The sequence below is a fragment of the Halalkalicoccus subterraneus genome (assembly GCF_003697815.1).
Taxonomy (GTDB): domain Archaea; phylum Halobacteriota; class Halobacteria; order Halobacteriales; family Halalkalicoccaceae; genus Halalkalicoccus; species Halalkalicoccus subterraneus.
Genome location: NZ_RDQG01000091.1, coordinates 1 through 1,302, shown reverse-complemented (window position 1 = coordinate 1,302; position 1,302 = coordinate 1). Strand labels below are relative to the sequence as shown.

Genomic DNA, 1,302 nt, shown 5'->3' with positions numbered 1-1,302 from the left:
TCGTAAGACTGCGGCCATATCGGTTTCCCTACGCCTTCCCCGGTTCTCGGGTTAGACTCGCCAAACAGGTACACTCCCTGGTTCGTTTTTCAAAACGCACGACGGAACACCGGCTCCCTGTGAATTCTACTACGGGCTTGCACCCGATTCGTTCTTCACAGAGCCTTTTGAGCTCCGTCGTTCAATCGCCAACTGATTTCAGGCTCTATTGCACCTCCCTTCTGAGGGTGCTTTTCAGCTTTCGCTCGCGCTACTTGTTCGCTATCGGTCTCGAGGAGTGTTTAGTCTTGGCCGTCGATGCCGGCCATATTGACGAGGGATATCCAACCCCCGCTACTCTGGTACTGACGCACGTCGTACTGGCCTGTGTTACGGGGCTATCACCCTGTATCGCACTCCGTTCCAGGAGACTTCACACAGACGATCCGACGATGAAAGTCAGCCCGAACACCACATTGCCCGTAAGGGCTTCGGTTTGGACTGTGTCGCTTTTACTCGCCGTTACTCACGACATCCCATTCGGTTTCTCTTCCTGCCGTTACTGAGATGTTTCAGTTGTCGGCGTTCCCCATTGCGCAAGGCAATTGCGAGAGGATTCCTATTCGGAAATCCCTAGTTCTTAGCCTCCATGCGGCTCCCTAGGGCTTATCGCAGCTTGGCACGTCCTTCGTCGGCACTCGAGCCGAGCCATCCACCAGCTGGCACAGTAGCCACGCTGATATTGGATTTGTCACTGTGACCCGGTAAACGGATCCAGTGGACGTCTGAATCGCACGTACACACGGCGTCATCCGCACACCCGTTGCGAAACGGTGCGTGCATCAACCCTTCCCACCCGCGCTTGCACGGGGCGGTGCATCGGTCTCGCTCGGATTTGATCGAAGGTGCCGGTCCCACTTAAGGGACACGGTTTCGATCTCCTCCGGAGATGGACCCACTGGGATTCGAACCCAGGGCATCCTCCTTGCAAAGGAGGCACTCTACCGCTGAGCTATGGGCCCGTCCCTCTCGGGAGGTGTTAACCCTGGTAGTTCTAAGGTGCCCGATCGGAATACGGGCGATCGCGAACTACGGACTGCCTAAGGTGGGTCAGGCGCATCGGCCTGATCCCGGTCAGTGGAGGTGATCCAGCCGCAGATTCCCCTACGGCTACCTTGTTACGACTTAAGCCCCCTTGCGAAGCCCAGATTCGACCGTCGTTCGACGGCCTCATCCGGACCTCACTCGGGTGCTTTGACGGGCGGTGTGTGCAAGGAGCAGGGACGTATTCACCGCGCCCTTCTGAGACGCGATTACTACCGA

The 1,302-nt window shown here is 57.3% G+C and carries 1 tRNA gene and 2 rRNA genes; all 3 read right to left on the bottom strand.

Going from position 1 to position 1,302, the window contains the following annotated elements:
* Positions 1-719: ribosomal RNA gene (locus EAO80_RS20135) — 23S ribosomal RNA — on the bottom strand; the annotation flags it as partial.
* Between the two features lie 210 nt (positions 720-929).
* Positions 930-1,001, bottom strand: a tRNA-Ala gene (locus EAO80_RS18815).
* 116 nt (positions 1,002-1,117) lie between these two features.
* Positions 1,118-1,302: ribosomal RNA gene (locus tag EAO80_RS18810) — 16S ribosomal RNA — on the bottom strand; the annotation flags it as partial.